The organism is Xanthomonas boreopolis (genome assembly GCF_046529185.1).
Taxonomy (GTDB): Bacteria; Pseudomonadota; Gammaproteobacteria; order Xanthomonadales; family Xanthomonadaceae; genus Pseudomonas_S; species Pseudomonas_S boreopolis.
Genome location: NZ_CP097162.1, coordinates 4,190,606 through 4,214,838 on the forward strand (window position 1 = coordinate 4,190,606; position 24,233 = coordinate 4,214,838).

A 24,233-nucleotide genomic window follows, 5' to 3' on the forward strand; every position below is an offset into this window, starting at 1 on the left:
CAGCGCTTCACTTGTTCATAACGATTCTCATTTGCGGTAGAATCGCGCCGTCAGCCAGCACGCGACGCCCGTCCGGCCAGCGATCTTCGACTACGGACCGGGGAACCCCATGAAACCGCTGACCCTGCTGGCCGCCGCCGTGCTCGGCGCCACCTCCATCTTCGCCGCTTCGGCCCACACGCCCTACCTCGTCCCCAGCGACTTCGCGCCGCGCGCGGGCCAGACCGTGGCGCTGGACGCATCCTTCGCCGAGACCTTCTTCGTGCCCGAGGCGGCCTTCGACGACAGCCGCTTCGTCATCGTCCGGCCGGACGGCGGCAGCGCCGCACCGGACGCGGTGCACGCGATGAAGACCCGCACCGTCGCCGAATACACCCTGCCGCCCGGCACCGGCACCTACCGCCTGAGCACCGGCCCACGGCTGGGCGCCCGGTTCCGCACCTGGGAGGTCGACGGCAAGCGCGAAAGCTCGCGCGATGCGTCGGCGAAGATCCCGGCCGGGGCCAAGGTGGTTTCCGATTTCCAGTCGCTCACGCTCGCCGAGGCCTACGTCAGCGTCGGCGCGCCGGACCGCACCGCGCTGGCCGCGCGCGGCCGCGGCCTGGAGTTCGTGCCGGTCGCGCACCCGAACGACCTGTACGTGGGCGAGCGCTTCGAGTTCATCGTGCAGTACGACGGCAAGCCGCTGGCGAACCAGAAGGTCGAGGTCACCGAGGCGGTATGGACCTCCGACCGCAAGCCGCAGGTGGACACGCTGCAGACCGATGCCGAGGGCTGCGCCCAGCTCGACCTGAAGCGCGCCGGCACCTTCGTGGCCCTGAGCCGGCATCGCGCCCCGGCACCGGCCGGCGCGCCGGTGGCCGAGTACAGCCACAGCTACACGCTCGCCTTCCGCGTGCTCGAGCCGTAAGACTTCTTTCCAACCCCGGAGACATCCCATGAAAACTGGCGTACTCGCCGGCGCGTGCCTGGCCGCGTTGCTCCCGCTCGCCGCCCGGGCGCAGACCCCTTCCGCGGCTCCCCGTCCCCTGGTCGGCGGCCACGGCGACAATGTCGCGGCCTTCATCGCCGAACACGACGCCGATGGCGACGGCAAAGTCGGCTGGGCCGAGTTCGAGGCGTTCCGGCGCGCGCGCTTCGACGCCACCGACCGCAACCGCGACGGCGTCGTGGACGAGGCCGAGTATGTGCAGGAGTTCGATGCGCGCCTGCACGAGCAACTCCGCCGCGAGCGCGCCGCGCAGGTCGAGCAGGCCCGCACGCGCTTCGCCGCGCTCGACGCCGACCAGGACGGCAAGGTCTCGCGCCGGGAATTCGACCAGGCCGGCGGGAAGACCTGGGAAGGCGGCCAGCGGGCGCTGGCGGGCGAAGGCAAGGCGGCCCCGGCGGACGCATCGAGGACGCGTTCCGGCCAGGCCGGCCGGTTGCTGCGCATGCCGACCAGCCACACCGCCGAGGGCTTCCTGGCCCTGTACGACGAGAACGGCGACGGCAAGGTCGAGCGCGCCGAGTTCGACCGCGTGCGCGACGCGCAGTTCGACCGCGCCGACGCCGACCGCGACGGCGCGCTGGCGCTCGACGAATACCTGGCCGAGTACGAGGCGCGGCTGGACGAACGCATCGCCACGCTGACCCGGCGCGAGGATCGCCAGGTGCGCGTGCGCTTCGGCGTGCTCGATGCCGACAAGGACGGCCGGATGACCTTCGCCGAGTACCAGGTCTCCGGCAAGCGCCTGTTCGAGACCGCCGACCGCAACCGCGATGGCGTGGTGGATGCATCCGACCTGCACGTGCCGGCCACCGAACGCCGCCGCAGCGACTGATCCGCGCCTGCCGCCGGGCGCCACCCGGCCGCCCGGCGCCGCCATTCCCGTCCATGCCGCGGCCCCGGCCGCGGCTCGATCTTCCTTCTCCTAGCGACGCACCGCGCACATGCGCCCGCAGCCAGGTCCGCGCCAGAACGGCGCCCCGTCCTTTTCCTGACTGTGGAGAGAAATGCCATGAGATCCACCCACCACGCGCTGGCGCTGGCGATCGCCGCCGGCCTGGCCTTGCCTGCGCATGCCGGAACGCCCGCCGACGCCCGCGACTTCGACCCGGTCGAGGTGCGGGCCAAGCGCGAGAAGCAGGCCTCCGCCAACCAGAACGTCACCGTGATCGGCGCCACGCAACTCGAGCAGGAGCAGGCCGAGAGCATGGAGGACGTGGTCCGTTACGTGCCCGGCGTGAGCATCGCCGACCTGGGCCGGTTCGGCGACAACGGCTTCAACATCCGCGGCATCGAAGGCGACCGGGTGGCGATGACCCTCGACGGCCTGCCGATGGCCGAGGGCCTGGAGACCGCGCGCAGCTACGAGTTCTTCCGGGCCGGCCGCGGCGGCGTGGACATCGATTCGCTCAAGCGCGTGGAGATCGTCAAGGGCGCCGACTCGATCGGCGCCGGCAGCGGCGCCCTCGGCGGCGCGGTGGTGTTCACCACCAAGGACCCGCACGACTACCTCGCGCCGCAGGGCGACGATCGCTACTTCGGCCTGAAGACCGGTTACACCGGCTACAACGAGCAGGCGCTGGGCAACGTCACCTTCGCCAACCGCACCGGCCGGATCGAGTCGATGCTGACCTATACCAAGCGCAAGGGCCACGAGGCCGAAGGCTGGTACTCGGATACCGAGGTGGCGACCGGCAGCGGCCGGCGCACGCCGGACCCGATCGACCACGACAGCGACAACGTGCTGGCCAAGGTCGATTTCGTCGCGGACGAGGCGCATCGCATCGGCGTGGTCTACGAGCGCAACCGCGCCGACAACACGGTCGACAACCTCAGCCGGGTGGCCTCGCCCGGCTACCTGACCCGCGTCGGCGACGACAGCAACGACCGCGACCGCTATGGCCTGCGCTACACGTGGCGGGCCGGCAACGCGCTGTTCGACACGCTGGAAGCGCACGCCGACCACCAGAAGACCGCCAGCCGGGGCATCACCCGCATCAGCGCCGGCAGCGGCACCTCCGCCAATCCCACCGCCAGCGCGGTCACCACCGCCTGCACGCCGGCGCTGCCGTGCCAGCGCGCCGAGGACCGCCGCGACGAGCAGAAGCTCGACCGCATCGCGCTGGACCTGGACAAGGCGCTGCAGGGCGAGGGTTGGCGCCAGTCGCTGCTGTACGGCGCGGCCTGGCAGCGGCGCAGGATCGACTACACCGCGATCGACTACCGCTGGAACAACGCCGGCGTGCTCGACAGCGCCACCGTCGACCCGGCGCAGGTGCCCAGGACCGACGCGACCTCCTGGAACGTCTACCTGCGCGACCGCATCGGCCTGTACGAGGACCGCCTGCAGCTGACCCTGGGCGCGCGCTACGACCATTACCGCTACTCGCCGAAGCTGGACGACACCTTCGTCGATCCCACCGGCACGGTGCGCGCGGTGAGCTTTTCCTCGCCGACCTGGCAGGCCGGCATCAGCTACGCCTTCGCCCCGCGCCAGACCGTGTGGTTCCAGGCCGGCCGCGGCTTCCGCGCCCCGACCACCGGCGAGATGTACGCGCCGACCAGCACCACCACCCTCACCGAGGCGGATACCGGCGCGAGCGTGACCGTGCCCACCGTCGCCGCCAACCCGGACCTGGACGCCGAGAAGAGCCTCAACCTGGAACTGGGCTGGCGCTGGGAGAGCGAGCGCGCCCGCATCGGCCTGTCGGTCTTCCGCGACCGCTACGACGATTTCATCGATACCGTCACCCTGACCGCGAACGCAGGCACCCGGTACCTGAGCTGCACGCGCGGCGCGTGCTCCACCCGCAACGGCTACAGCTATACCTCGGTGGTCAACGTCGGCGAGGTCACGGTCAAGGGTGCCGAACTGGAAGGCTTGTGGAAGCTCGGCGAGGCCTGGCTGCTGCGCGCGGCGTGGTCGCACAACGAGGGCGAGCAGAAGGACGGCCGCCCGCTGGACAGCATCAACCCGGATCGCGGCGTGCTCGGCGTGAGCTGGCAGGGCCTGGACGAGCGCCTGCGCATCACCGGCAACCTGACCCACTCGCTGGCCAAGAAGCGCAAGGACGTCGATGCCGTGACCACGGTGTTCGGCACCGAGGCCGAGCCGTTCCTGAGCGATGCCTACACGGTGTTCGACCTGTTCGGCAGCTACCGCGTCAACGACCGCCTGCGCATCAACGCCGGCATCTACAATCTGTTCGACGAGCGCTACTACCAATGGGCCCGCATCCGCAACGTGGTCCGCGGCGACTTCTACCTGTACGGCTACGCCACCGACTACGGCATCGGCCGCTACAGCGAACCGGGCCGCAATTACCGGGTGACGCTGTACTGGACGTTCTGAGCATGCGCCGCCTTGCGCCGCGCCGGTGACCGGCCTTCCCCGCGTGCCGGGGAAGATGCCCGGAGCGGCGTTGCGGGAGACGGCCGCTTCCGCCGGGGCAGCCTGCCCCGGCGGGAAATCCCGGGGCACGGATGAAGGGCTCCGCCCGCTACAGCAAGGTGCCGCTGAGGATCAACGCCGCGATGCTGAAGTAGATCACCAATCCGGTCACGTCCACCAACGTCGCCACGAACGGGGCCGAGGCGCTGGCCGGATCGAAGCCGAGCCGCTGCAGCACGAACGGCAGCATCGAGCCGGACAGCGAACCGAACATGACGATGCCGACCAGCGCCGCACCGATGGTCAGCGCGACCATCGCCCAGTGCGGGCCGTAGTCGTAGAAACCGGCGTTCTGCCAGACCGCGATGCGCACGATCGCCAGCACCCCGAGGATGCCGCCGAGCACCGCGCCGGTCGGGATCTCCCGCAGCGCCACCTTCCACCAATCGCGCAGGCGCAGCTCGCGCAAGGCCAGCGAGCGGATCAACAGCGACGTGGCCTGCGACCCGGAGTTGCCGCCGGAACTCATGATCAGCGGGATGAACAAGGTCAGCACCACCGCCTTGGCCAGCTCGTCCTCGAAGTGCTGCATCGCGCTGGCGGTCAGCATCTCGCCGAGGAACAGCACGCTCAGCCAGCCGGCGCGCTTGCGGATCATCTCGCCGAAGCCGATCTGCATGTACGGCTTGTCCAGCGCCTCCACGCCGCCGAACTTGTGCACGTCCTCGGTCGATTCGGCGATCAGCGCATCCAGGATGTCGTCGACGGTGACGATGCCGAGCACGTGGCGCTGCGCGTCGACCACCGGGATCGCCAGCAGGTCGTGGCGCCGGATCAGCCGCGCGACCTCCTCCTGGTCCAGCTGCGCATCGACGGTGATGGGCGGATTGACCTGGGCGACGTCCAGGATCGGCGCGTCCGGCTCGCCGGTGATCAGCCGGCGCATGGTCACCACCTGCACCAGCGTGCGCTCGCGCGGGTCGAGCAGGTAGATCGCGTAGACCGTCTCGCGGCTGCGCTCCACCTCGCGCACGTACTGCAGGGTGCGGCCGACGGTCCAGTCGGCGGGCACGCCGACGAACTCGGTGGTCATCAGCGCGCCGGCGGTGTTGGGCGGGTAGTGCAGCAGCTTCTGGATGGCGCGGCGGGTCTCCGGGCCGAGCCGCCACAGCAGCTGGTCGCGGTCGTCCTCGTCCAGGTCCTGGAAGATGTCGGTGGCCCGGTCGTCGGCCATCAGCCCGAGCAGCTCGGCGGCGCGGCCGGCGTCCTGCATGGCCACCAGCGCGCTGGCATCGCGCAGTTCGGGTTGTTCCAGGATCTTGACCGCGCGCGGCAACGGCAGCACCGCCAGGATGGCGGCCACGTCCTCGCGGTCGATGCCGTTGAGGTATTCCACCGCGTCGGCGGTGTTGAGCTCGGCCAGCGGCGCGATCAGCGCATCGGCCGCCTCGGGGGGCAGCCGCAGCAGGTTCTCGTTGTTCATGGGGGTTCGCCTCGTTTCGGCCACGGCCGATGCAGCGGCGGCGAACCGGTCCCGATCGCTCAGGCGGTCGCCAGCCCTGTCATCGACCCCGGTCTAGGGTGACTGTCGCTGGACATGGTGTTGGGACTCCAAAGAGGGATGCCCGCACCTCGGAGGCGCGGCGCCTTGGCGGGGGACCCGCAAGACGCGCTGGCGGGTTCGGCCGCCGGCGGCGGCGCGAAGTCTGCGCCGATGGGCCCGCAGGGTCAATGGGATGGCCGCACGCGCGGGCTCCTGCGAGGGCGCACGCGGCGAGCGCCGGCCGTGCAGGCCGGGGTCGCGCGCGCGGAGCGCCATACGCGAGCCACGAGGGACGATGCCGCCCATAATGGGCCACCCGATGGAGAACGCAGATGCATAGCGGCGGCCTGGAACTGGCCTTGGTCCTGATGCTGGCGGCGATCGTCGCCGTGCCGGTGTTCAAGAAATTCGGCCTGGGCGCGGTCCTGGCCTACCTGATCGCCGGCCTGGTGCTCGGCCCGGACGGGCTCGGTTTCGTGCAGGACACCAACCGCATCCTGAGCGCGGCCGAGATCGGCGTGGTGATGCTGCTGTTCGTGATCGGCCTGGAACTGTCGCCGGCGCGCTTGAAGCTGATGCGGCGCTCGGTGTTCGGCGCCGGCACCGTGCAGGTGGCGCTGACGGCGGTGGTGCTGGGCGCGATGCTGATGGCCGACCACTTCGGCTGGAAGAGCGCGCTGATCGTCGGCCTGGCCCTGGCCCTGTCCTCGACCGCGGTCGGCCTGCAGGTGCTGTCCGAGCGCAAGGCGCTCAATACCGACTACGGCCGGCTGGCGTTCGCGATCCTGCTGTTCCAGGACCTGATCGCGATCCCGCTGCTGGCGGCGATCCCGCTGCTGGGCGGGGCGAAGAACGATGCGCTGGAGTGGCAGGACGTGGCCAAGGCGCTGGGCGCGCTGGCGCTGGTGGTGCTGTGCGGGCGCTTCGTGCTGCGCCACCTGTTCCGGATCGTCGCGCGCACCCGCATGCCCGAAGTGTTCACCGCCAGCGCGCTGCTGGTGGTGCTGGGCACGGCCTGGTTCATGCAGGAGGCCGGGCTGAGCCCGAGCCTGGGCGCGTTCCTGGCCGGCGTGCTGCTGGCCGACTCGGAGTTCCGCCACGAGCTGGAATCGCAGATCGAGCCGTTCGAAGGCCTGTTGATGGGCCTGTTCTTCATCGCCATCGGCATGGGCATCGACCTGGAGCGCGTGACCCGCGAGCCCGGCCTGATCGCCGGCGGCGTGGCGTTGCTGCTGCTGGTCAAGTTCGCGCTGCTGGTCGGGGTCGGCCGATGGGCGAAACTGCCGGTGCGCAGCTGCCTGATGCTGGGCAGCGTGCTGTGGCTGGGCGGCGAGTTCGCCTTCGTGGTGTTCAACGAGGCCCAGCGCGTGAACCTGCTCGGCGCGGCCGACCATGACCGGCTGATCGCCATCGTCGGCGTGTCGATGGCGCTCACGCCCGTGGTGTTGCTGGCGATGCAGCGCATCCTGGTCGGCGCCGAGCGCGCGGCGGCGCCGAAGGACGACAAGCCTTTCGACACGATCGAGATCCAGGCGCCGCAGGTGCTGATCGCCGGCATGGGCCGCTTCGGCCAGATCGTCGCGCGCCTGCTGACCGCGCAGCACATCCCCTTCGTCGCGCTGGAGAACAACCCGGAGACGGTGGAGGACCTGCGCCGCTTCGGCAGCCAGCTGTACTACGGCGACCCGACCCGCCCGGACCTGCTGCGCGCGGCCGGCGCCGAGCGCATCAAGGTGTTCGTGGTGGCGATGGACGATCCGGACACCAACATCAAGGCGGCGCGGCTGATCCGCCGCCTGTATCCGCAGGCCAAGGTGCTGGCGCGCGCGCGCAACCGCCAGCACGCCTGGAAGCTGATGGACCTGGGCGCGGAACCGTTCCGCGAACTGTTCGGGTCCAGCCTGGAACTGAGCGAGCAACTGCTGGTGGCGCTGGGCATCGATGCCGGCCTCGCGCGCGATCGCGTCGAGCGCTTCCGCCATCACGACGAGGAGCTGCTGCGCCGGCAATACCTGGTCTACGACGACGAAGCCGCGGTGATCCAGGCCTCGCGCGATGCGCGCACCGACCTGATGAAGCTGTTCGAGGCCGACGTGGATGCGGAAACACCTACCGCCGGAACAGCCCGGGGACAGGCCGGCACAGGACAGAACGCGCCCGGCTGACGCCGGGTTTCCATGCCGGGCCGCGCGTCGCCGGATGCCCGCCGCGGTTCCGGGCGCGCATGGCGTGCTGGACGCCGGCGCGCCTGCGCACTCGACGGACTTGCCTCTGCTTCGGAAACGAGAGCCTCTGCCTCTCTCCAGCTATCGCTTCTTCGCCGCCTTGGCCGTCCGCCTGCGCGTGGCTCCCTCGGCCTTCTTGGTCCCGGCCTTGGCCGGAGCCCGCGCCTTCTTCGCCGGTGCGGGCTTGGCTGCCGACCGGCTCGCCGGCGGCGGCCGCCGTCCCGGTGTCAGCGGCCGCCAGGCATGGCCGCCGTTCAGGGCCAGCAGCGCGTCCGCCGCCGCAGGACCGGCGCTGCCCGCGGCATAGTTGGGAAAATCGTTCGGCGGCTCCTTCCAGGCATCGAGGATCGGCTGCACGATGCGCCACGCGCCCTCCACCATCGCCGCATCCTGGAACAGGCCGGACTCGCCGTTCATGCAGTCGCGCAGCAATTGCTCGTAGCCGACGGTGTATTCCTTAGGGAACCAGTCGCGATAGCGGAAATCCATGCGCACCGGCGCCAGCGCCACCTGCGGGCCGGGGCGCTTGACGTCGAACTGCAGCGAGATGCCCTCGTCCGGCTGGATGTGCAGCACCAGCCAGTCCGGCCCGTAGCCGCCGATCTCGGTGCTGCGGAACGGCGCCAGCGGCGCCGGCTTGAAGCGGATCGCGATCTCCGTGGTGCGCTCGCGCATGCGCTTGCCGGTGCGCAGGTAGAACGGCACGCCGGCCCACCGCCAGGTGTCCACCTGCAGCTTCATCGCCACGTAGGTCTCGGTGTTGGAATCGTCCGGCACCGTGTCCTCCTCGCGATAACCACATACCGCGGTGCGGTTGACCGCCCCGGCGGCGTACTGCCCGCGCACCACGTCGGCCGGCGTCAGCGGCCGCACCGCCTCGATCACCTCGGCACGGCGCCGGTGCATCGCCTCGGTGGTGAACGCCGACGGCGGTTCCATCGCGATCATCGCCAGCAACTGGAACAGGTGATTGGGCACCATGTCGCGCAGGCAACCGGTCGGATCGTAGAAGCGCCCGCGCCCTTCCACCCCGATCGTCTCGGCGACGGTGATCTGGATGTGATCGATGCGGTCGCGGTTCCATACCGGCTCGAACAACCCGTTGGCGAAGCGGAACGCGAGGATGTTCTGCACCGTCTCCTTGCCGAGGAAATGGTCGATGCGGAACACCTGGTCCTCCTCCAGCACGCGCGCGACCACCTCGTTGAGATGGCGCGCGCTGGCGACGTCGTGGCCGAACGGCTTCTCGACGATCACCCGCCTCCAGCCGCCTTCTGCGCGCTGCTTGGTCAACCCGGCCTGCCCCAGGTTGAGCAGCGCGGTCTCGAAGAACCGCGCGGCCGTGGCGAGGTAGAACAGCACGTTGCCTTGCGCGCCGTAGCGCGGCTGCAACTTGTCCAACAGCGCGCCGAGCCTGGCATAGGCCCCCGGATCGGTGAAATCGCCGCGCAGGTAGTGCATGCGCTCGCGCAGCCAATCCCAGGCCTGCTCGTCGAACCCGTCCGACTGGAACTCGGCATCGCGCGCACCGATCAACCCGCGCATGGTGCGGCCGATGTCGGCCCGCCAGGCCCGCTCGCTGACATCGCCGTGGTCGACGCCGACGATCGCGAAGTGGTCGCTGAGCCCGCCGGAGCGCCGCAGGTTGTACAGCGCCGGCATGACCAGGCGGCGGGTCAGGTCGCCGCGCGCACCGAACACCACGACGATGCAGGGCGGGACGGATGCGGGATCGCTCATGGACGACGCTCCTTCCGGCCATCGATAGACAAGTATCGGAAGCATCAGGCCAACGATGTGATCGCCCGGTCAATCCCGCTACCAGGCCAGTCGCCTCCATCTGGATGAGGCACTTCCATCCGCTTCCGCGCCTCAATCTCGTGTAACTCTTCGACGTTATGGAAAAGGTGATCGCTGTTAGCGTTCCATCGCAAGCGCCGCAAACAGATGGGTCAAGGCTGGCCCCCCAGCCCACCCGGGAAGTCATCCACAAGCTGGCGCTGGCCTTGGCCGTGCCGGCCGATGCGCTGGTATTAGACTCGGACGAACGCGGGCCAGCGATGATCTCAAACTGCAATCGAGGCGGTGCGGCATCTGCCGCCCGAAGATCAGCAGGCCATCAAGGCCATGCTCGACGGCATGATCGTCGAGCATCGCACCAAGCAGATCGTTGGCGAACTGCGCAGCTGACAGCAGCGGCTACCGTCGGGTTAGGGCGGCGGGACTTCGGTGGGCTAATTCCCTCTGCATATCTCAGCTTGATCTGGATAGTTTGAGCGACACCATTCTATCCACTTATCGCGATTCTCTTCGCGCTCTTGTGGCGTGGCGCCGTTGTAAACAAAGACGAAGTTCTGACCAGTGATCTGATTGAGGATTGCAGCTAAGGCATCGTGCACCGTTCGAGGGCCGTAGTGCCGCGCTCCTTCAAAGGCGTCCGATGCTTTGTTCTCAAAGCTGATTTCTTGTGCAGCCAAAGGCCGCATGTCACCAAGATGGCCGACTAAGTACGGCACGGCTTGGTTCCCAAGGGATTCCAACTCACTAAACGCCTTCCTCTCCGTCCTTTCTGATTTCGTCGTTTGGTCGACGAGCTTAGAGATACGGCTTTCAAACGATTCATTACCACGGCCGCTGGCACAACCAGGCAAAAGGCCGAGAATGGCCAGAGCAATAGCACCATGCCTGAAGATACTCATTGGCCACCACCGCATTGGCAATTGCAACCAAGTGCATCCAGCACACCCTGACGATCTGCTGGGGTTACTGCACCCATATGCTGGGCCATGATCGTTCCTTCCCAGCCCGGCTGGGGAACAGTTGTCCCGCGAACAGGCTCGGTGTATCGATCATCCAGCTTCATGAGATGGCCAGCTTCGTGCGCTGCCACCCATGGGTCTTCACCTCCGTACCAGGTACCGCCATTTCCGCGCACAAACGAGCGGCCATTTCCTGCCGGGACGTTGATCTTTGATGCGCCCCAACCGCCGATGCTTGTCGTGACAGTGAAGCCGCGAGCTGACCAACGACTTTCAATTGACGATCGCATTGCCGAGACCACATCCGGCGTAGCGCCATCGCCCTTAAACTTGAAATTGATGTTGATCTCTGCGCCGTTTTCCGTGCACTTGCACACAGCCCTCAATCCAAGTGGATCGATGCGCGATATTGGATTCCCCCCGACATAGGCATATGTATTGAGCCCCCCACTCAATCCAATCGGGTCACTCTGCAAATACCGTCCAATGCCCGGATCGTAATCCCGGAATCCGTTGTACCAGAGCCCTGTCTCCTTGTCGTAGTACTGCCCCGGGAAGCCCAGATTGAGTCCGCCGATGCTGTCCTGCTGCACGGTACGACCATAGGCGTAGTTGTAGGCACGCCACACCACCGTCTTACTCGCATTGGTGGCGATCTCCGGTCGGCCCAAATGGTCGTTATGCGTCCAATAGGTCTGTCCGTTACGTACCACGCCCACTAACTCATCGCCCAGCCAAAGATAGTCCACCCACCCGCCACCGGGCTCCTTCTCCGTGAGCAGTTGGTTCTGGCCCAGATAGCTGTAGTAGCTGGCACTCCCACTCGAGGCATTGACCTTGCCTACGCGTTGCCCAAGGGCGTTCATCCGGTATTCGGTCGTCGAACCGTTCACGGTTACGGACTTGAGTCGGTTGAAAGGGTTGTAAGCATAAGTGCGTGCGTCGCCCGGAGCTTGCTCGCTGATACGATTGCCGAGCACATCGTAACCGTACTGGCGGTTGGTATCGCCAGTCTTGTTGCTGGTATAGCCGAGCAAGCGGTTGTTGTTGGCGTCGATGTTATAGCTGCGTACGGAACTGCCCTCGTCGTAGATCGTCCAGTTGCCATTGGCATCATAGGACATGGCGTGCGTGGCGCCATTGCGCTGCAGTTGCGCCAACCGGCCTAACGCGTCATAGCCGATGTCCTGGGTCAGGGCCCCGTTGACGGCATCGGCAATGCGGGTGATCTCGTCGCTCTTGCTGTACCCGTAACTGAGTTGCTGCACGACCTGGCTACCGTTCTTCACCGTGAACCCTTGCAGCCGCATATCCTGATCGTAGGCAAGTTCCTTCACCAGACCGTTGCCATAGGCCTGCCTGAACGGAGACTCGCTCATCGCCACGTACTCGACGGAATTGACCACATGGGTGACCACGCCGTCCTTGCTCGTGCTCAATGCGGAAAGGCGCCCGTCCTTGTATCCGTATCCGACGGACAGGCCACTCGGATAGGTGATGCTGCTCAGACGTCCCATGCCGTCATAGGCATAGCTACTCCTGAGCTGCTGCACCGTCGAACCGATCTGGACGTTGTCTATGTGCTCGGCGATCGCCCCCTGGGGCGTATAGGCAAAGGTGGCCGACTCCAGCGGGCTTTCCGCCTTGCATAACCGCCCCTTGCCATTGCTGCAGGCATCGTAAATGAATGCCTGCCTCTGGCCGCCCGCCGTGACGCTGGTCAAGCGCCCCAAGCCGTCATATCCGTACTGAGTGACGGCATTGTCCGCGCGGGTCATGGAAACGCGTTGGCCGACGGCGTCGTAGGCAAACGCGGTCTTCCCGGTGTCCGGGCTGACTTGCGACCACAGCTGGCCAAAGCCGTCGTAGCTGTAGCTCGTACTCTTGCCACGGGGATCGACCACCTGAGTGATCCGGTCGCCCTTGTCGTACGAGAACGTGGTGGCCTTCCCCGCGGGATCGGTCACTTTCGTCAACCGTCCGCGCGCATCGTACTCCATGGTCGTGCGCCGTCCCTGCGCATCCGTGGACGCCGTGCGTCGCCCTTCCTGGTCGTACTCGTAACGATATTCCTGGCCATTGTTGCCACGCTCCGCGATCACGCGACCAAGCTCGTCGTATTCGGTGGTCGCGCTAAAGACCACCGCCGCGCCCAGCATCATTTCCGTGATCATTGCGCACCTCCTTGCGCGTCCAGGATGATCTTGTCGCCCGTCGATGAAGGTCGAGTGCACCGAACCCCGGTGCATCCGCCGCTACCACCACCGCCTGCGCCGCCTCCATCGACACTGATGGATTCGGAAGCCACAGGTCCCCACGCCACGCCATCCGTCGCCATCTGGCCCGTCATCATGTAACGCGTGGTGTTCACTGGCCTGGTGGCAACAAACACCCAGGTAAATGTTGTCTGCTGACCGGGTGCTACCCGGCCACTCAGTCCATTGGTCGCACTGCTATCCATGGGAGCCGTGGTCGTACCGATGGAGTACGTCCTGCGCGCGAGATACGTATTGCCTGAGCCCTCGCTGCCCCATACCACATTGCCGGTATTGCGGATCGTCAGGGAAACGGTCGCGCTATCCCCGGGGGTCAGCATGCCACCACCCTGCCAGCCAACGATCTCGGCAGACCATTGCACAGGTGGAACGCTCTGGCTTCCGGAATTGGCCAACGATTGATCACCAATATTTCCATTGGGAGCTTTGCCTACCAGGAAGATGCCCTTGCCCGCATGGGCTCCACGCAACCCGATCCCCAAGGGAATCCGGAACGCTCGCGCCTGGCTCGGCGTTTGGCAATTGGTTGCCACCGCTGCGTCGGCAGGTTGATCCGCACGCACGCTGGCCACATACGTACCGACTCCTGCACCGCCCCCCACAAAAGCCTGCACTTCGATGGCGCCTTGCTCGCCTACCGCACATGCCCATCCTTTGGCGAAATAGTTCCAATCGGCATCCCGTTCGACACCTTGGAACTCTCCGATCACCGGAGCAGCCGGGATCTTGTATGTACCGGAGTTTCCAATCGTCAAGTTGCCGCTTCCGGCAGGCGAAATTCCGTGGACGTAGATCGATTTTCCGCCAAACCGCTGCCGCGCATCCAAGCTCAGTGGAATACGGAACCGATATGCCGTGCCATTCGTTTGGCAACGCTGTGCCACCGCAGGCTCGCTGGCGAGATTGGCCCGCGCCGAAGTCACCATCTGCCCGCTTCCGGCAGCGCCTCCCGCGTACAGGTGAACATCGATCTGGCCGGCGTAAGCCGTCGAACATGCCCAGCCCGACACGTACCAATTCCAGTTGCCGTCGTGATCGACACCGTCAATGTTGCCGACGATCTGCGTATTGCCGGGATAAGCCGTGTCCAGTATCTCGACACGTACCGGCTGGGATGCATTGTTGTACTGATAGCGTTTGCGTTCGTACGCCGCTCCCCCGTTCCTGGCCTGGAACTCCTCGGTCACCCTCAGCGCGGCATCGTAGAGATACTGCCGCGCGACCCCATCCGGCTGGCGGACGGCGGCGAGTTTGCCGGCGCCCGTATAGCTATAGCTTGTGGTCTGGTCCACCCCATTGACCACGTCGGCCCTTGCCGTCACGCGGCCACGTGCGTCGTAACTGTACTGCGTGACATCGCCATTGGGTCCCGTCACTTTTCCAGGCAGGCCAAGCCCGTTGTAGTTCTCGTACGTGGTCTTGTGGCCAAGCCCGTTGGTGATGCCGACAAGATCACCGGTGGGCGAATAATCGTACGTGATCGCATCGGTGCTACCGGGCAGCGGCCCATCGATGACCACCCTGGAAAGCAGACCGTTACTGTGCTTGCTGTAGCCATAGGTCGTGACCTGGGAGCGCCCTTGACCATACTGGGTCAGGTCGGCGACCGTCTTCTTGGCTACTCGGCCATCACTGGTGTACTCATAGCGAACCTCGTGATCGCCAACGACGGTTTCACGCACCAATCGATTGTTCGTCGTATCCCAGGCATACGTGGTGGTGCGCTCGGCACTGGTTCCCTTGGCCTCCACCTTCTTCAGTAGGTGGCCTTGCGGGTCGTAATCGAAGTCGGTGTAGTTATCCGAGAAATCGCTGACGATGTCCTCGTAACCGTTGGCGTCGTACGTCTTTTCCTTATAGCTGGCTGGGCAGTGGCTGGTGGCGTTACCACTCACCTCGGTCAGCCTGTCGTCTACGTAAACATAGGTCGTCTCACGACCCAAGGGGCTGGTTTCGGTCACCGACAGCTTCTTTGGGATGTCCTTGGTCGTGCTGGTAGCCGCAGCACTTGCCTGCAAGGACATCGGCACAGCCCCCCCAACCGACTTCGGCTGGTAACAGACCCTTCCACCAGTCGGTTTGTAATCGCAGTAGCCATTCGATTCACCAGAGACGAAGCCGCCAGGCGGCGTCGGCTTCGGTGGCGGTGTCACCGCTTGGGTCGAAGCCACGACGTAACGGAACGAGAAACGTTCCACACCACCAGCATGCTCGGTCGAAACCGCTCTGCCCTGGTCGTCGTAAGCGAATGTGGAATAGCGTACGCCATTGAAGGATTTGCCAGTCAGCGCGCCTGGGAAGCGGCTATCTTCATAGTGATAGCTGATCGTGGTTTCAGGCGTTCCCGGCAGCGTCGCGCTTGCCAAGCGGCCCTGCCCCGTCCCGCTACCGAACACGTTGGCAACGTAGGAGTAGCGATAGACGTTTCCAGCAGGATCGATGACTTGGCTTACCACGCCATCGGACCAGACGAACTTGACCGTCCGGCCGGAGCTGTGGACTACCTGCTGCAGGTAGTTATTGGAGTACGTGAAGTTCCAGCCGACGCCCTGCTCGTTGCGAAGGGACAAGATATAACCGGCAGCACTGTAGCGCTCGATACCATTGTCTTCGTTATGGAGCTGGTAGCTACCATCGCCTTCTCGAATTACATAAGCGATCGGGCCCGCCTTCTCCTCCAGGTAATGTCCGCTGGCATCGTCCAGCAAGTACTTGATGCGCCGCCCGTCGGGACGCTGCGCCCATAGCATCCTCCCATCGCTGGATGGCACAAGCGTATAGTCGAAGTTGCTGAGCCAGTAATTGCCGAACAGACCGCGCGCGCCCCAGTAGGCGTTGTAAGTGCGCTGCAAATAGAGCCCCATTTCGCCACCGATGGAGAAATCCAGCTCCGGCTCGACCTTGTTTCCCGTGGAGAGAACCACGGGATTACCACTGACATTGCCGCCCCCGCAATCCGCCTCTTTGTCTAGCTTCGACTGAGTCTGCTGTTCCTTGGCGCTGGGAGTACGGACGCGGCCAATATCTTCCCGATAACTGCGCCTTACCCCTTCAAACGGCCCACCCGCGCTTCCACCAAAGACGGGTCCAGCCACGTACTGCCAATCAATCGGTGGTCGCACGGTTATCCTATCCAAGGTTTTCTGAGCCTTGGCCGGTGCGACACTCAGAAGAATTATCAATGGCAACGCGAGCCCTGCTGCCACTCCCTTGCAGCAGCGAGTTTTATTTGCCGTTGAACCGAATACTTTGCATACCCCGCGGCCGACCGTCGTCTTAGCCGGTTCACATCGCCCCAATCGCATTCAATTCTCCTTTCCCGGAGCGATCCTCGCTCCTATCCTTGGTGTCTCCTACTCGGATGCGCCCCTGCGCACGCGTCCAAGTGAACGATCCATGATGTATCGCAATCCGGTTGAATGTCACCCATTGACAAGATGAAATAGATCGGTCCAACACTTCGACTACAAGAAGTAGACCATTTCAAGTCAATGGGGCTGCGCATGGAGTGGTACAGCAATCCATGTCCCTATCGAAAGGAATCGACCGGAACGCCATTGGGCGAGTTGCGCGGCTGTGAGACCCAGGACTCCGGCGCCGTGATGTCCGAAATGCACCACGGCGTCCTGGCTTAGAGCGGCTAACAAAACCGCCTTGTACACCTGAGCGGTGATGACAAAATCGCCTGCATGGCACGTCGCAAAGAGATTCCCGCCGCGCTGTGGAAGCGCATCGAACCTTTGATCCCGCCCGTGAAGCCCTCGCCCAAGGGAGGGCGACCGCGCGTGAGCGACCAACAAGCCCTCAACGGTATCGTCTATGTCCTGCGCACCGGCATCCCGTGGGAGGAGTTGCCCCAGGAACTGGGCTACGGCAGCGGCATGACCTGCTGGCGGCGGTTGCGCGACTGGCAAGCCGCCGGGGTCTGGCATCGTCTGCATCAGGTCCTGTTGGCCGAACTGCGCCGGGCCGACAAGCTGGACCTGAGTCGAGCCAGCCTGGACGCGGCCAGTGTGGCCGCCCCCCGGGGGGCGCCTACACCGGGCCGAACCCGACCGATCGCGGTAAGCTCGGTAGCAAGCGGCACCTGATCACCGACTGCAACGGCATTCCCTTGGCGTTCTGTGTCACCGGAGCCCACCGGCACGACTCGGTGGTATTCGAGGAGTTGGTTGATGCACTGCCCCCGATCGCTGGCAAGCCGGGGCGTCCGCAACGCTGGCCGGGCAAGCTGCACGCCGACAAGGCCTACGACATCGACCGCTGCCGCGATCACCTCAACCAGCGAGGTATCACCCCGCGTATCGCCCGCAAGGGGATAGAACGCAACGATAGGCTGGGACGCTATCGTTGGGTAGTCGAGCGCACTCATGCTTGGTTCGCGGGCATGGGCAAGCTGCGCATCCGTTTCGAACGCCGGATCGATATCCATCTGGCCCTGCTGTCTCTCGCCTGCTCGGTCATCTGTCTTCGCCATCTTCCCGGGTTTTGTTAGCCGCTCTTAGTGAGTGCGTAAGTTACCGCTTGGTAGTCAACGAGTGCAGTGTCCTCCATCGAGTGCCGCAGCAATCCAACCACATCGTGACCTTGGAGGTTCTCTAAGATGTCTTGGATTTCTTCTTCCGAAGGCTCCTCCGCGTCTCCATAAAGATCGCCCGCGTCTCGGAACATCTGAACCACGGCATCTCTGTCAGTCAAAAGATCCTCATGCCCAACGAGATGATCTTCCCTGTAGCGGCCGATCGGAATGATTTGGGTCTTTGCAGACTGAAGCGTTAGGCCGTGCCTGGTGTAGAGCCACTCCCCTAGGGTAAAGAGAACGGATTGAGCTTCGTACTCGCTCTTCGTGAACATGACGAAGTCATCGACCCAGCGCGCGAACTCGATCTTTGCCGTATCTAGCTGCGTATCTACGTCAATGAGTAGCGCCTCAGCGAGAAGTCTCGACGCATACGGCCCCACAGGTATGCCATAGCTATCTTTCCCCATCAGGTTGCCGATCAACTTCCTGACGAGAACTCTTGCGACGTCACGTACGCGCTGCGTGGTTGCTACGCTTTCAATTACATTCTCGAGCCTATGCTGATAAATCCTAGCGTAGAAGTCCGCTATATCCGCTATGGCGACATATTTGAACGCAGGCCGCTGCGCTAGCTCTGCAAGTCTGCGTTTAAGAGCGGCTAACAAAACCCGGGAAGATGGCGAAGACAGATGACCGAGCAGGCGAGAGACAGCAGGGCCAGATGGATATCGATCCGGCGTTCGAAACGGATGCGCAGCTTGCCCATGCCCGCGAACCAAGCATGAGTGCGCTCGACTACCCAACGATAGCGTCCCAGCCTATCGTTGCGTTCTATCCCCTTGCGGGCGATACGCGGGGTGATACCTCGCTGGTTGAGGTGATCGCGGCAGCGGTCGATGTCGTAGGCCTTGTCGGCGTGCAGCTTGCCCGGCCAGCGTTGCGGACGCCCCGGCTTGCCAGCGATCGGGGGCAGTGCATCAACCAACTCCTCGAATACCACCGAGTCGTGCCGGTGGGCTCCGGTGACACAGAACGCCAAGGGAATGCCGTTGCAGTCGGTGATCAGGTGCCGCTTGCTACCGAGCTTACCGCGATCGGTCGGGTTCGGCCCGGTGTAGGCGCCCCCCGGGGGGCGGCCACACTGGCCGCGTCCAGGCTGGCTCGACTCAGGTCCAGCTTGTCGGCCCGGCGCAGTTCGGCCAACAGGACCTGATGCAGACGATGCCAGACCCCGGCGGCTTGCCAGTCGCGCAACCGCCGCCAGCAGGTCATGCCGCTGCCGTAGCCCAGTTCCTGGGGCAACTCCTCCCACGGGATGCCGGTGCGCAGGACATAGACGATACCGTTGAGGGCTTGTTGGTCGCTCACGCGCGGTCGCCCTCCCTTGGGCGAGGGCTTCACGGGCGGGATCAAAGGTTCGATGCGCTTCCACAGCGCGGCGGGAATCTCTTTGCGACGTGCCATGCAGGCGATTTTGTCATCACCGCTCAGGTGTACAAGGCGGTTTTGTTAGCCGCTCTTAATCCCTACCGACCCTCGCGCAGGAACCGCGCCATCGACGATACGCCCGGCACGGTGGGTTCGAACTGCCCGGCGACGTCGATGAAACCGCGCATGATCGCGATCTCGCGCGGGGTGCGGTTGAGCGCGTCGCGGCGGTCGGGGTCGGCGCCGGCGCGCAGCAGCCGCTGCACCAGCAGCGGCAGGCCGTGCAATGCGGCCAGGTGCAGCGGGCCGAAGCCGCGCGGGTCGGCCACGTCCAGCGAGACGTCCTCGTCGAGCAGGCGCTCCACGCCGGCCAGCACGACCTGTTCTTCGCACGGCGTGCCCGGTTCGGCGCGCGCGCCGAGCAGCAGCAGCAGCGGGCTGACCTTGCCGGCGGCCACGGCCTCGGGGTCGGCGCCGGCCAGCAGCAGCGTGTCCAGCAGCGCCAGCAGGCGGGCCTTGTCGCGCGCGGTGAAGCCGTACAGGGCGGCGCAATGCAGCGGCGACAGCTCCTGCGCGTCGCTGGCATGCACGTCGGCGCCCGCGGCGAGCAGGCGCGCGACGATGTCCGGCAGGCCCAGCGCGCTGGCCAGCATCAGCACGGTCACCCCGCCCGGCAGGCGGTGCTCGATCTGCGCGCCGGCGGCGAGCAATGCGGCGACGATGCCGGCATTGCGCATGCTGACCGCCGCCGACAACGGCGTCGCGCCGCTGTTGGCGGCGTGTTGCGGATCGGCGCCGCGCGCCAGCAGCAGGTCGACCACGGCGATGTGGCCGCCGCCGGCGGCGCGCAGCAAGGCGGTGCATCCCTGCGCATCGATGGCATCGACCGGCAGGCCGAGGTCGATCAGGCGGCGCACCGCGTCGGCATCGCCACTGGTGGCCGCGGCGGGCACGTCGGCCGGGCGCAGGGTGCGACGCGGCAGCGTCCAGACCCGCCAGTCCAGCCAATCGGCCAGGTCGCGGCGGCCGCTCGACAGGGCCACGCCCAGCGGGGTCTGGCCGTCGGCGGCGCGCGCTTCCGGCGAGGCGCCCTGCACGACCAGCAGCTTCAACGAGGCTTCGCGGCCGAGCGCGGTGGCCAGGTGCAGCGCGGTCATGCCGTGGCTGTCGCGCGCCTCGCGGTCGACGCCCCGCTCCAGCAGGGCCTGCTGCAGGCGCAGCCAGCCCAGCCGCACCGCCAGCGAAAGGGGCGGGTCGCCGGCCGGCGACGGCGCGAACGGATCGGCGCCGCGCTCCAGCAGTTCCAGCGCGAACTGTTCCAGCCCGCGCGAGGCGGCGTCGTGCTGCACGCAGGCGGCCAGGAACCGGCCCAGTCCGCCGGCGCCGGCCGGCGACACGCCGTGGCGCAGCAGCACCTGCAGCACCGGCACCGCGTCCACGCCGCGCGAGAGCAGCGCGAACATCGGCACGTCGCCGCAGGCGTCGCGCACTTCCGGCTGGGCGCCGTGGCCGAGCAGCCAGTCGACCGCCTCGGGATTGAGCGCCAGGTGCGGGTCGTGCAGCAGCCCGCCCATCTCCTGGGGATCGCACAGCCGGGCCAGCGCGGACAGGCCATCGCGCTGGCCGAGCTGCAGGCCTTCGCGCAGCAGGACCAGCGGCGGGCGGTCCGGCAGCGCGCGTGGCGCGGTGCCCGGCGCGGGCTCGGCATCGCCGCCGGCGTCGGCGACCGCGCTCGGCAGCGGATAGCCGGGATCGAGCAGCGACACGATCGCCCAGCGGCCGGCCTCGGCGGCCAGGTCGACCGCGCGGCGCCCGGCATGGTCGGGCTGGTCGGCGGGAATGCCCAGCTCCAGCAGGCGCTGCACCAGCGCCGGCGGGACCTGCTCGGCGCCGCAGGCCAGCAGCACGGCGTTGCGGCCTTCGGCATCGACGGCGGTGAAATCGGCCTTGCGCGCCAGCAACGCCTCGATCACCGCGCCGCGGGCGTTGCGCGCGGCATCCAGGAACGGGGTGCGCGCCAGCGTGTCGCGCGCCTCGATGTTCGCGCCGGCGGCGAGCAGCGCTTCGACGATCTCGCCGTGCCCGGCCAGCGCGGCCTCGTGCAGGGCGCTGCGGCGCTGGCGGTCGCGCGCGTCGATGCGGGCCTTGTGCTTGAGCAGCAGCTGCACGCCGGCCGGATCGTCCTCCTCGGTGCCGGCCGCGGCCAGCAGCACCGGGACGCCGCCTTCCGGCTCGGGCCGGGCGCCGCGTTCGAGCAGGAACTTCGCCAGCCGCCAGTTGCCGACCTGGCAGGCGGTGGCGAGCGGCGAATGGCCCTCGTGGTTCAGCGCATCCAGCTCCGCGGCGGCATCGCGCAGCAGCGCGGCCACGCCGGGGTCGGAGCTGCGCGCGGCGTGATGCAGCGGGGTGTTGCCCTCGGCATCGGTGGCGCGCGGATCGGCCCCGTTGGCGAGCAGGGTCATCACCGCCTCGGGGCGGCCGTGCCAGCTGTCGCGGGTGGCGGCCAGCAGCGGGGTCATGCCGCGATGGGCATGGTTGACGTCGACCCGGCGCACGATCAACTCGCGCAGCAGGCGCAGGTCCGGGAGCACCGCGGCGAGCACCGCCAGGCTGCGCTGGTCGCGCGCGTCGGGCGGCGGCAGCGCATGCGGGTCGGCGCCGGCTTCGAGCAGCTGCAGCGCGCGATCGACGCGGCCGTTGCGGGCGGCTTCGTACAGTTCCGGCAACAGGCGCTCGCGCGCCATCGGCTCCAGCGGCTGCGGGGCGCTGGCCGCCTCTTCCAGGAGTTCGTGCGCCTGCGGGCGGCGCGGCGCCTCGGGCGCAGGCGCGGCCACGACCCGCTGCAGCAGGCCGTGCGCGAATGGCAACAGCACCGCGGCGGCGATCGCCAGGGTCCAGCGCGGGGTTGGCGGGAGCAGCGCGGGCCAGGCCAGCGCGACGCCGCCGGCGCAGGCGGCCAGCACCAGGGCGGCCACGCCCAGCCCCGGCCAGGATTGCAGTTCCTGCCCGGCCAGCGCCTGCCAGCGCGTGCGCAAGGGGCCGGCCTCGCGTTCGGCGCCGCTCCACAGCGGCCAGGTGCGCCACAGCGCGAGCAGCGCGGCGCTGACCGCCACGCTCAGCGCCAGCGCGGCGGCCAGGCTGCCGCTTTCGCGCAGCGCCGCCAGGGGCCAGGTCACCAGCAACGCCAGCGCCGCCAGCGCCGCGCCCCACAGGCCGAGCAACGGCAGGACGTCCTGCGCGAGCGCGCGAGGATCGGACGGCAGCGCGCGGGTACCGCGGCGCCAGGACACCGCCAGCGCGAACGCCGGCTGCGCCAGCCATGCGGCGAGCGCCGCGGCCACGCCGCCGAGTCCGGCCAGCAACGACAGCGCCACGCCGGCGGCCAGGGCCATCGCGGCGGCGCGCGAACGCCGGGGAGCGCCGTCACTCATCGCCACGCCCGATGCCGGCCAGCGGCGACGGCGGGAACTGCACGAAGAAACCGCGCTCGGCCAGTTGGCGGCGCACCTGCTCCGCGTCGGCCTGCGCCAACCGCCGCTCGGGGGTCAGCGCCACCTCCAGCACGAACGCGAACGGCGCCAGCTGCGCGTGCATCGGCGCGGGCATCGTGGCGAAGTCGTCGCGCCGGGCGAGGTAGACGTAGGTGTCCTGTTTGCGTTGGCTTTTGTAGACGTAGGCTTGCATGCGCGCGGGGCCGCGCCCGGCGTAGGGAGATCGAAGTGGCTTGAGATTGTGTCGGAAATACGGCACTGGCGAAAGCTTCGCCAGCATGGGCGCCATTCATCTGGCGCGACGTCACGTGAATGTCATCGACGACGGGAGCTTGATGCACCGCCGATATACTCCCCGCCAGCTTTTCCGACGCGAGCCACGAGTGAACCCAGCGCTGTCGCCGACCCGCATGGTCCCCCTCCCCATCACCGCCTTCACCGCCACCACGGCGCTGGGGGCGGGACTCCAGGCGCAGGCACGAGGCCTGCGGGAACGGCGCAGCGGATTGCGACCCAACGATTTCGGCACGCAACCGCTGCCTTGCTGGATCGGCCGGGTCGACGGCTTGGAAGAACTGCGCCTGCCCGATGCGCTGGCCGAATGGGACTGCCGCAACAACCGCCTGGCCTGGCTGGCGCTGCAGCAGGACGACCTGCGGGTGCGGCTGGAGGCGGCGCTCGCCCGCCACGGCGCCGATCGCGTGGCGCTGGTGCTGGGCACCTCGACCTCCAGCATCGGGGCGACCGAAGAGGCCTATGCGCGCCTGGAGCCGGACCGCGAGGGCACGCCGCATTTCCCGGCCGACCTGGCCCGGCCGGCGCTGCACACGCCGCACTCGCTGGGCATGTTCGTGCAGGCCGCCACGGGCGTGCGCGGGCCGGCGGCGACGGTGGCGACCGCCTGCTCGTCCAGCGCCAAGGTATTCGCGCAGGCGGCGCGGCTGATCCAGGCCGGGCTGGCCGACGCGGCGCTGGTCGGCGGCGTGGATACGCTGTGCGGCAGCGTGCTGTTCGGGTTCAACTCGCTGCAGCTGGTCGCGCCGGATCCATGCCGGCCGTTCGACGCGCGCCGGGTCGGGCTGTCGCTCGGCGAGGCTGGCGGCTTCGCGCTGCTGGAACGCGATGGCGAGGCGCTGGCCCACCTGTGCGGCTACGGCGAGTCCAGCGACGCGCACCACATGTCCGCCCCGCATCCGGAAGGCCTGGGCGCGCGCCTGGCGATGGCCGAGGCGCTGGCGCGCGGCGGCGTCGAGGCGGCGCAGGTCGGCTACCTGAACCTGCACGGCACCGCCACGCCGGCCAACGACAGCGTGGAGGCGGCCGCGGTCGCCGCGCTGTTCCCGGATACGCTGCACGCCAGTTCGACCAAGGCCTGGACCGGGCATACGCTCGGTGCCGCCGGCATCGTCGAATCGGTATTCGCGCTGCTGGCGCTGCGCGACGGCGAACTGCCGGGCACGCTCAACAGCGAGCAGCCGGACCCGGCCTGCGGCCCTCAGATCCGCTTCGCCCCGGCCGCGCGCCGGATCGACCATGCGATGAACAATTCGTTCGGCTTCGGGGGCAACAACTGCACGTTGTTGTTCGGCCGCGCATGAGCCGGCCCGCCT

The 24,233-nt window shown here is 67.2% G+C and carries 14 protein-coding genes and 1 pseudogene; 6 read left to right on the plus strand and 9 right to left on the minus strand.

What is annotated here, in order from left to right:
• Positions 1 to 109 precede the first annotated feature (109 nt).
• From M3M27_RS18820 to M3M27_RS18830, 3 genes are all read left to right on the plus strand, one after another.
• Complete coding sequence (locus M3M27_RS18820) at positions 110 to 910, plus strand: DUF4198 domain-containing protein (protein WP_434026602.1); 801 nt, start codon at positions 110 to 112, stop codon at positions 908 to 910.
• Between the two features lie 28 nt (positions 911 to 938).
• Positions 939 to 1,823: an EF-hand domain-containing protein gene (locus tag M3M27_RS18825; RefSeq protein WP_140727622.1), complete on the plus strand. Its 885-nt coding sequence runs from the start codon at positions 939 to 941 to the stop codon at positions 1,821 to 1,823.
• A gap of 177 nt (positions 1,824 to 2,000) precedes the next feature.
• Positions 2,001 to 4,340: a TonB-dependent hemoglobin/transferrin/lactoferrin family receptor gene (locus M3M27_RS18830; RefSeq protein ID WP_434026603.1), complete on the plus strand. Its 2,340-nt coding sequence runs from the start codon at positions 2,001 to 2,003 to the stop codon at positions 4,338 to 4,340.
• A 148-nt stretch (positions 4,341 to 4,488) separates the two neighbouring features.
• Here M3M27_RS18830 and mgtE read toward each other — a convergent pair whose 3' ends face one another.
• A complete protein-coding gene (gene mgtE, locus M3M27_RS18835; protein ID WP_434026604.1) occupies positions 4,489 to 5,862 on the minus strand; it encodes a magnesium transporter in 1,374 nt (457 codons plus the stop codon).
• Between the two features lie 392 nt (positions 5,863 to 6,254).
• Here mgtE and M3M27_RS18840 point away from each other — a divergent pair, with 392 nt between their 5' ends.
• Positions 6,255 to 8,087, plus strand: coding sequence for a monovalent cation:proton antiporter-2 (CPA2) family protein (locus M3M27_RS18840; protein WP_434026605.1), 1,833 nt, complete (start codon positions 6,255 to 6,257; stop codon positions 8,085 to 8,087).
• A gap of 150 nt (positions 8,088 to 8,237) precedes the next feature.
• Here the strand turns inward: M3M27_RS18840 and zwf are convergent.
• The 4 genes and pseudogenes from zwf to M3M27_RS18860 form a co-directional block, all read right to left on the minus strand.
• A pseudogene (gene zwf / locus M3M27_RS18845) lies at positions 8,238 to 9,887 on the minus strand (glucose-6-phosphate dehydrogenase); the annotation flags it as partial.
• Positions 9,888 to 10,381: 494 nt separating this feature from the next.
• Positions 10,382 to 10,846, minus strand: a complete 465-nt coding sequence (locus M3M27_RS18850) for a hypothetical protein (protein ID WP_434026606.1) — start codon at positions 10,844 to 10,846, stop codon at positions 10,382 to 10,384.
• Complete coding sequence (locus tag M3M27_RS18855) at positions 10,843 to 13,080, minus strand: RHS repeat-associated core domain-containing protein (RefSeq protein WP_434026607.1); 2,238 nt, start codon at positions 13,078 to 13,080, stop codon at positions 10,843 to 10,845. The genes M3M27_RS18850 and M3M27_RS18855 overlap by 4 nt, the downstream gene beginning before the upstream one ends.
• Positions 13,077 to 16,487, minus strand: coding sequence for a DUF6531 domain-containing protein (locus tag M3M27_RS18860; protein ID WP_434026608.1), 3,411 nt, complete (start codon positions 16,485 to 16,487; stop codon positions 13,077 to 13,079). The genes M3M27_RS18855 and M3M27_RS18860 overlap by 4 nt, the downstream gene beginning before the upstream one ends.
• A 384-nt stretch (positions 16,488 to 16,871) precedes the next feature.
• Between M3M27_RS18860 and M3M27_RS18865 the strand changes: the two genes are divergently transcribed.
• Positions 16,872 to 17,677 (plus strand): IS5 family transposase gene (locus M3M27_RS18865; protein WP_130531530.1). Its coding sequence is split into 2 segments (ribosomal slippage): positions 16,872 to 17,202 and positions 17,202 to 17,677, totalling 807 coding nucleotides; the frame shifts between segments, so codons are not numbered across the junction.
• Here M3M27_RS18865 and M3M27_RS18870 read toward each other — a convergent pair.
• The 4 genes from M3M27_RS18870 to M3M27_RS18885 all read right to left on the minus strand — a co-directional run bounded on the left by M3M27_RS18870 (position 17,674) and on the right by M3M27_RS18885 (position 22,816).
• Positions 17,674 to 18,369 carry an RNA-directed DNA polymerase gene (locus M3M27_RS18870; RefSeq protein WP_434026360.1) on the minus strand — a complete coding sequence of 232 codons (696 nt, stop codon included), beginning with the start codon at positions 18,367 to 18,369 and terminating at the stop codon, positions 17,674 to 17,676. The two genes, M3M27_RS18865 and M3M27_RS18870, sit on opposite strands and share 4 nt — an antisense overlap.
• Positions 18,363 to 19,168 (minus strand): IS5 family transposase gene (locus M3M27_RS18875; protein ID WP_130531530.1). Its coding sequence is split into 2 segments (ribosomal slippage): positions 18,363 to 18,838 and positions 18,838 to 19,168, totalling 807 coding nucleotides; the frame shifts between segments, so codons are not numbered across the junction. Before M3M27_RS18875 ends, M3M27_RS18870 begins: the two co-directional genes overlap by 7 nt.
• 62 nt (positions 19,169 to 19,230) lie before the next feature.
• Positions 19,231 to 22,563 carry an ankyrin repeat domain-containing protein gene (locus M3M27_RS18880; protein ID WP_434026609.1) on the minus strand — a complete coding sequence of 1,111 codons (3,333 nt, stop codon included), beginning with the start codon at positions 22,561 to 22,563 and terminating at the stop codon, positions 19,231 to 19,233.
• Positions 22,556 to 22,816 (minus strand): YcgL domain-containing protein, encoded by a 261-nt coding sequence (locus M3M27_RS18885; protein WP_140727608.1) that lies wholly within the window; start codon positions 22,814 to 22,816, stop codon positions 22,556 to 22,558. The genes M3M27_RS18880 and M3M27_RS18885 overlap by 8 nt, the downstream gene beginning before the upstream one ends.
• A 217-nt stretch (positions 22,817 to 23,033) precedes the next feature.
• Between M3M27_RS18885 and M3M27_RS18890 the strand changes: the two genes are divergently transcribed.
• Positions 23,034 to 24,221, plus strand: a complete 1,188-nt coding sequence (locus M3M27_RS18890) for a beta-ketoacyl-[acyl-carrier-protein] synthase family protein (RefSeq protein WP_434026610.1) — start codon at positions 23,034 to 23,036, stop codon at positions 24,219 to 24,221.
• Positions 24,222 to 24,233: the final 12 nt, after the last annotated feature.